This is a genomic window from Streptomyces sp. NPDC093546 (genome assembly GCF_044765045.1).
Taxonomy (GTDB): domain Bacteria; phylum Actinomycetota; class Actinomycetes; order Streptomycetales; family Streptomycetaceae; genus Streptomyces.
In genome coordinates, this window is record NZ_JBIWJG010000032.1 from 1 (window position 1) to 8,644 (window position 8,644).

Consider the following 8,644-nt stretch of genomic DNA (forward strand, 5'->3'; position numbering starts at 1 on the left):
CCGGTTTCGAGGGCCGGGTGTCGGTCGCGGCGGTGAACGGTCCGGGTTCGACGGTGGTGTCGGGTGAGCCGGAGGCACTCGACGCTCTGATGGCTCTGTGTGTGGAGCGTGGGGTGCGGGCGCGTCGGGTGCTGGTGGATTACGCGTCGCATTCGGTGCAGGTGGAAGAACTGCGCGACCAAATCCTCACGGACCTTGCGCCGGTGAAGCCGGTGTCGTCTTCGGTTCCGTTGTATTCGTCGGTGACGGGTGGGCGTATCGACACGGCGGTGATGGACGCGGGCTATTGGTATGAGAGTTTGCGGTCGTTGGTGCGGTTCGATGAGGCGACGGGTGCCTTGTTGGCGGACGGCCGGTCGGTGTTCCTGGAATGCAGCCCGCATCCCGTCCTGACCCCGGGCATCGAGCAGTCGTTGGAGGCGGCCGGGCATCCGGGTGTCACGCTGGCGACCCTGCACCGTGATCGGGGGGACGCGACGCGTTGGCTGACCGCCCTCGCCGAAGCGCATGTGGCCGGTGTCCCGATCGACTGGACCGGTGTCCTGCCCGACGCCCGGCCCGTCGACCTCCCCACCTACGCCTTCCAGCGACGCCGTTACTGGCTCGACACCGCCGAGCCCGAACTGCACGCCACCGACAGTGGACGTGACTGGTTCTGGTCCGCAGTCGAGAACGAGGACCTCTCGGCCCTCCAGCGCATGCTCGACGTCAGCGGCCGGACCCCGCTGGCCGAGGCCCTGTCCGCGCTCTCCTCCTGGCACCGGCGCGACCGCGAACGCGGCCGGGTCGAGAGCTGGTACTACCGGACCGCATGGACCCCCGCGCAGCTGCCCGCCGGGCGGCTCGACGGCCGCTGGATGGTGGCCGTACACCCGGACCACCACGCACACCCGCTGGTCACCGCGGTTCTCGCGGCCCTCGAAGAGGCCGGCGCCGCCCCCGAACTGCTGCCCGTGGCCCCCGAGGACGACCGCGGCACCCTCGCCGAGCGGCTGCGCGGCGCCGACGGCGTACTGTCGCTGCTCTCCCTCGCCGAGGACCCCGCCCCCGAACACCCCGCCACCCCGACCGGATTCGCCGTCGGCATCACCCTGCTGCACGCCGTGCACGACACCGGCGAACCGATGCGTCTGTGGTGCGCCACCTCCGGCGCCGTCGCCGCCGGGCCGGGCGACGCCGTCATCCACCCGGCACAGGCCCTGACCTGGGGTCTCGGCCGGGTCGCCGCCCACGAGTACACCCAGTGGGGCGGCCTGATCGACCTGCCCGCCGACCCCGAGCCGCGCGCGATGTCCCGGCTGGCGGCCGTCCTCGCCGGTACGGGCGAGGACCAGGCGGCGATACGCCCCACCGGGGTCTTCGTGCCCCGTCTGCGCCGAGCCGAGCCGGCCCCGCCCGGCCGCACGTGGCAGTCGTCCGGCACCGTGCTGGTCACCGGCGGCACCGGCGGTGTCGGCGCGCACGTGGCCCGCTGGCTCGCCGCCGCGGGCGCCGAGCACCTGCTCCTGCTCAGCCGGCGTGGCCCGGAGGCCCCCGGCGCGGCCGAACTCGCCGCCGAGCTGCGGGAGTCGGGAGCCGAGGTCACGGTCGCCGCAGTGGACGCGGCCGACCACGACGCGCTGGCGGCCGTCCTCGCGGACCTGCCCGCCGCACGGCCGCTGACCGCCGTCTTCCACGCCGCCGGAGTCGTCGACTCCAGCATCGTGGACTCGCTCACGCCGGACCGCGTCGAGACCGCGCTGCGCGCCAAGGTCGCCAGCGCCCTCAACCTGCACCGGCTCACCGCGCACCTGGACCTCTCGGCGTTCGTGCTCTTCTCGTCGCTGGCCGGCGTCTTCGGCTCGGCCGGCGAGGGCAACTACGCCCCCGGCAACGCCTTCCTGGACGCCTTCGCGCAGTACCGCCGTGCCCAGGGCCTGGCCGCCACCTCCGTGGCCTGGGGATCATGGGCGGGCGCCGGCATGGCCGAGGGAGGCTTCGGCGACGTACTCGAACGCCACGGCATCCTCCGGATGGAGCCCGCACACGCCCTCGCGGGACTGCGTACGGCGCTGGAGCGGGACGAGACCACGCTCGCCCTCGCCGACATCCGCTGGGAGGTCTTCTCCTGGTTCTTCACCGCCACCCGCCCCAGCCGTCTGCTCGACGAGCTCCCCGACGTCCGCAGACTCCGCCAGGCAGCCGAACAGAGCGCCGCCCAGGGCCCCGCCGCAGACCAGGAGGCCCTGCCGCCGGCCCAACGGCTGGCCGGGGCCTCGGAGCCGGAGCGCAACCGGTTCCTGCTCGACCTGGTCCGTGACCAGGTGGCGCTGGTGCTCGGCCACGAGTCCGCCTCCGCGGTGGAACCCGGCCGGGCCTTCGGCGAGTTGGGCCTCACCTCGGCGGGCGCCGTCGAACTGCGCAACCGCCTGACCTTCACCACCGGTCTGCGCATGTCCGCCACCCTCGTCTTCGACCACCCCAGCCCGCTGGCCCTCTCCCGTTTCCTGGCCGCCGAGATCACCGGCGCGAACGCGGAAACTGCCGAGACCGCGGCCCCGGCAGCGCTGCCCGTTCCCGGTGATGCCGCCGCGGCGGACGACGACCCGATCGTCCTCGTCGGCATGGCCTGCCGTTTCCCGGGCGGCGTCCGCTCCCCGGAGGACCTTTGGGAGCTGGTCCGGTCCGGCACCGACGCCATGGGCCCCTTCCCCGCCGACCGCGGCTGGGACCTCGACGCGCCCGGCGCCGACTACCCCCGGACGGGCGGCTTCCTCCCCGACGCGACCGCCTTCGACGCCGACCTGTTCGGCATCTCGCCGCGCGAGGCGCTGGCCATGGACCCGCAGCAGCGGTTGCTCCTCGAAGCGTCCTGGGAGGTGCTGGAGCGCGCGGGCATCCACCCCCGGTCCCTGGTCGGCTCGCGTACGGCGGTGTACGCCGGCGCCGGGGGCCAGGACTATCTGACCGTGCTGGCGGCGGACCCCGAGGCCGGCGACGGCTATCTGGTCACCGGCGGGTCGCCCAGCGTGCTGTCGGGCCGCGTCGCCTACGCCTTCGGCCTCGAAGGACCGGCGGTCACCGTGGACACCGCGTGCTCCTCCTCCCTGGTGGCCCTCCACCTGGCCTGCCAGTCGCTGCGCCACCAGGAGTCCGACCTGGCCCTCGTCGGCGGCGTCAACGTACTCTCCCTGCCGTCCGTCTTCGCCGAGTTCAGCAAGCAGCGCGGCCAGGCCGCCGACGGCCGTTGCAAGGCCTTCGCCGCGGGCGCGGACGGCACCGGCTGGGGCGAGGGCGTGGGCGTCCTGCTCGTCGAGCGCCTGTCGGACGCGCGCCGCAACGGGCACGAGGTGCTCGCGGTAGTCCGCGGCAGCGCGATCAACTCCGACGGCGCGTCGAACGGGCTCACCGCGCCCAACGGCCCCGCGCAGCAGCGGGTGATCCGGGCCGCGCTGGCGTCGGCGGGGCTGGCGCCCTCCGACGTGGACGCGGTGGAGGCGCACGGTACGGGCACCCGGCTGGGCGACCCGATCGAGGCGCAGGCTCTGCTGGCGACGTACGGACAGGGCCGCGAAGAGCCCCTGTACCTGGGGTCGGTGAAGTCCAACATCGGGCACACCCAGGCCGCCGCCGGTGTCGTGGGCGTGATCAAGGCCGTCATGGCGCTCCGCCACGGGGTGCTGCCCCGGACGCTGCACGTGGACGAGCCGACCCCGGAAGTGGACTGGTCGGCGGGAGCGGTGCAACTGCTCACCGAGAACCGCCTGTGGCCCCCGGCGGACCGGCCGCGGAGGGCGGCCGTGTCGTCGTTCGGCATCAGCGGCACCAACGCACACACCATTCTGGAGCAGGCCCCCGAGCCGGCCGAGGTACCCGCCGACACCCGGCGGAAGCACGAGCACCCGGACCTCCCGCTGCCCGTCCCGCTGTCCGGCGCCACGCCGGACGCCCTCGCGCAGCAAGCCGGCAGGCTCGCCGGCGTGGACGTGGACCCCGCCGACCTGGCGCACACCCTGGTCACCACGCGCGCCGACCTCGACCACCGCGCGGTGGTCTTCGGCGACCACACCGACGTACTGACGGCACTGGCCGCGGGTGAGCACCCGCAGGACGCGGTGCGCGACCAGGTCGTGCACGGTGGGCTCGCTCTGCTCTTCACGGGCCAGGGTGCGCAGCGGACGGGGATGGGGCGTGAGCTGTACGAGGCGTTCCCGGTGTTCGCGGACGCCTTCGACGCGGTGTGTGCGCGGGTGGATCTCGAACGGCCGCTGCGGGACGTTGTGTTCGAGGACGGCGAGGCACTGGATCGGACGGTCTTCGCGCAGGCCGGGTTGTTCGCGGTCGAGGTGGCGTTGTTCCGGCTGGTGGAGTCCTGGGGTGTGACCCCGGACGTACTGGTGGGTCACTCGATTGGTGAGCTGGCTGCCGCGCACTGCGCGGGGGTGCTGTCCCTGGATGACGCTTGTGCTCTGGTCTCGGCGCGTGGTCGGTTGATGGACGCGCTGCCGTCGGGCGGTGCGATGCTGGCCGTGGAGGCGGCCGAGGACGAGCTGGAGCTGCCCGAGGGCGTGGACCTCGCGGCGGTCAACGGACCCACCTCCGTGACCGTTTCCGGTGACGCCGATGCGATCGCGGTTCTGGAGGAGCAGCTGCGTGCGGAGGGCGTACGGGTCAAGCGGCTCACGGTCTCCCATGCGTTCCACTCGCACCTGATGGAGCCGATACTCGACGAGTTCGCGGCGGTCGCGGAGTCGTTGACGTACCACGCCCCGACGATCCCCGTCGTCACGACCGCGCCCGGGGACATGGCGACCCCGGAGTACTGGGTGGGTCAGATCCGCGAGCCCGTCCGCTTCGCCGACGCGATCGCCTCCCTCAGCGGCGTACGTACGGCACTGGAGCTGGGCCCCACCGCCGTCCTCTCCGCTTTGGCGGCGGAGCAGGCCGACACCCTGGTTGCCGTACCCGCGCTGCGCGCGGACCGCCCCGAGGTCGACACCCTCGTCCGCGCGCTGGCCCGCCTGCACACCCGCGGCGTCCCCGTCGACTGGTCCGCCTATCTCGCCCCCTTCAGGGGCTCCCGGACCGCACTGCCCACGTATCCCTTCGCCCGCCGACGTCACTGGCCCACTCCCGTGGCCCCCCGCCCCGTCGCGGCGGAGAACCCGGCCGAGCGGGAGTTCTGGGCGGCCGTGGACTCGGCCGACGCCGATGCCGTGGCCGGTGCGCTGCGCCTGGACGAGGACCAGCGGGACGGCCTGGGAGCCGTCCTGCCCGCCCTCGCCGCCTGGCGGGAGCGGGGCCGGCACAAGGCCACCACCGACGCCTGGCGCTACCGCGTCGGTTGGGCCCCGGTCACCGACCGGCGGGTGCGGCTCGGCGGCACCTGGCTCCTGGTCGTGGGCGCCGAGGCACCCGAGGGGCTTGCGGAAGGCCTGCGTGCCGCGGGCGCCGACATCGCCGAGATGACAGGTCTCGGCGGGGACCGTACGCAGTGCGCTGCCCGGATGGCCGACCTGGCGTCGGCCGCCGCCGACGGGGCCCGCCCCGTCGCCGGGGTGCTCGCGTGCGTGGACACCGCCGCCGAGCTGCTGCTGGTCATCCAGGCCCAGGGCGACGCCGGAATCACCGCGCCGCTGTGGTGCCTCACCTCCGGCGCGGTCGTGGCCGTGCCGGGCGACGAATGCCGCCCCGTCGCGGCCCAGCTATGGGGACTCGGCCGGGTCGCCGCCCTCGAACACCCGGATCGCTGGGGCGGCTTGGTCGACGTGCCGGAGCGCCTCGACCGACGGGCGGCCGAGCGGCTGGCGCAGCTGCTGGTCGGGGAAGCGGGCGAGGACCAGGCGGCCGTTCGGCCGACCGGTATCCACGTCCGCCGACTGCGGCGTGCCCCCACCGCCGCGGCCGGGCGGACGCAACCCGCCGAGTGGCGTACCGACGGGACCGTCCTGGTCACCGGTGGCACCGGTGCGCTGGGTGGCAAGGTCGCCCGTCTGCTGGCCGAGCGCGGCGCCACCCGCCTCGTCGTGGCGAGCCGGCGCGGCCCTGCCGCACCGGGCGCGGCCGAGCTGGTCGCGGACCTCGCGGAGCGCGGCTGCGACGCCGTCGTCGTCTCCTGCGACCTGAGCGACCGGGACGCGGTGGCCGAGCTGCTGGAACACCACCCGTTGACCGCGGTCGTGCACGCCGCGGGGACCGTCGACGACGGTGTGCTCGACGCGCTGACGCCCGAACGGCTCGCCGCCGTACTCGACGCCAAGGCCCGCTCCGCGGACCTGCTGGACGAACTCACCGGCGAACTCACCGACTTCGTCGTCTTCTCCTCCCTCGCGGGCGTGATCGGCAGCGCCGGGCAGGGGCCCTACGCCGCCGCCAACGCGCACCTCGACGCCCTGGTGGAACGCCGCCGCTCCCGGGGCCTGCCCGGCACCGCCCTCGCCTGGGGTGCCTGGGCCGGAGCCGGGATGGCCGCCGATCCGGCCGCCGCGGCCCGGCTGGCGCGCGGCGGGCTGCCCGCCATGCCGGAGGACCGGGCGCTGGGGGCACTGGCCACCGCCCTGGCCGAGGGAGACGGCACGCTGGTCGTCGCCGACATCGACTGGGAACGGTTCGCCCCGGGCTTCACGGCGGTACGGCCCAGCAGGCTGTTCGCCGAGCTCCCCGAGGCCGCCCCGGTCGTACGCGGAGCCGAGGCCGCCGGTCCCGCCGGTCCCGCCGCGCTCACGGCGCCGGACGCGGACGCCGCCGAGCAGGCGCGCGGAGCGGAAACCCTGGTCCTGGAGGCCGTCGCGGCCGTCCTCGGCCATGGCTCGCCGGTGGCCGTGGACCGTGAACGCGCCTTCCACGACCTGGGCTTCGACTCCCTCACCGCCCTGGAGCTGCGCAACCTCCTGGCCTCCCGGACCGGTCTGTCCCTGTCGGCCGGGCTGGTCTTCGACTTCCCGACCCCCGCGGTCCTCGCCGCGCACCTGCTCTCCCTCCTGTCCGGCCAGACGTCGGCCTCCGCCGCCCGCCCGGCCGCGGGCGGCGACCGGGCGGCGACGGACGAGCCCATCGCCATCATCGGCATGGCCTGCCGCTTCCCCGGCGGCGTGGACTCGCCCGAGGCGCTGTGGGGCCTGGTGGCCTCCGGAACCGACGCGATGGGCGACTTCCCGGCGGACCGGGGCTGGGACCTCGACGCCCTGCTCGGCCCCGACGGACTCTCGTCCAGCCGCGCGGGCGGTTTCCTCGACGACGTCGCCGCCTTCGACGCGGGCCTGTTCAACATCTCGCCGCGCGAGGCGCTGGCGATGGACCCGCAGCAGCGCCTGCTGCTGGAGGCCTCCTGGGAGGTCTTCGAACGGGCCGGCATCGACCCGACCTCGGTCGGCGGCAGCGACACCGGAGTGTTCGCGGGCACCAACGGCCAGGACTACGCCGCCCTGCTGCTCGGCTCCGAGACCGCCACCGAGGGCCACTTGGGCACCGGCAACACCGCCAGTGTGCTGTCCGGCCGCATCTCCTACACCTTCGGCCTGCGGGGACCGGCGCTCAGCGTGGACACGGCGTGTTCGTCGTCGCTGGTGGCGCTGCACCTGGCGGCGCAGTCGCTGCGCAACGGCGAGTGCTCGATGGCGCTCGCGGGCGGCGTCACCGTGATGCCGCTCCCCGGCACCTTCATCGAGTTCAGCACGCAGGGCGCGCTCTCCTCTGACGGCCGGTGCAAGGCCTTCTCGGCGGACGCCGACGGGACGGGCTGGGGCGAGGGTGTGGGTGTGCTGCTCGTGGAGCGGCTGTCGGATGCTCTGGAGCGTGGCCACGAGGTGCTGGCGGTGGTGCGGGGTACGGCGGTCAACCAGGACGGTGCGTCGAACGGTTTGACTGCGCCGAACGGCCCGTCGCAGGAGCGGGTGATCCGGCAAGCACTGGAGAGCGCTCGCTTGAGCCCTGCCGACGTGGACGTGGTGGAGGCGCACGGCACGGGGACGCGGCTCGGTGACCCCATCGAGGCGCAGGCGTTGCTGGCGACGTACGGACAGGATCGTGAGGAGCCGCTGTACCTGGGGTCGTTGAAGTCCAACATCGGGCATACGCAGGCGGCTGCGGGTGTCGCGGGTGTGATCAAGATGGTGGAGGCCATGCGTCACGGCGTGCTGCCTGCCACGTTGCATGTGGGTGAGCCGTCGCCGCATGTGGATTGGTCGGCGGGGGCTGTCGAGCTGCTGGCGGAGGCGCGCGAGTGGCCGGAGGTCGGCCGTCCGCGTCGGGCGGGTGTCTCCTCGTTCGGCGTGAGCGGCACGAACGCGCACGTGATCCTGGAAGCCGCGCCCCAGCCCGTCGATGAGCCGCCCGCCGCCCCGGTGGAGGCCGGCACGGTGGTGCCGTGGGTCCTGTCGGGCCGCACGCAGCAGGCGCTGCGGGGTCAGGCGGCGCGTCTGCTCGACTATGCGCGGGAGTTCGACGTGGAGGGCGGGTCGACGGTCGGTCGGATCGGCTTCTCCTTGGCGGCTACGCGTGCTGCCCTGGGGCATCGTGCGGTGGTGCTGGGCTTGGACCTGGCCGACTTCCGGCGAGGTCTTGAGGCGCTCGCGGAGGGCCGTGAGGTGCCGGGCGTCGTTACGAGCGTGCGTGGTTCGGGTCAGGGCGCTCCGGTGTTGGTGTTTCCGGGGCAGGGGTCGCAGTG

The 8,644-nt window shown here is 74.2% G+C and carries 1 protein-coding gene; it reads left to right on the forward strand.

The features are described 5' to 3' along the window. Positions 1-56: 56 nt before the first annotated feature. Positions 57-8,644: type I polyketide synthase (locus ACIRNI_RS31885; RefSeq protein WP_403556868.1), on the forward strand; the 8,588-nt coding region annotated here is incomplete at its 3' end.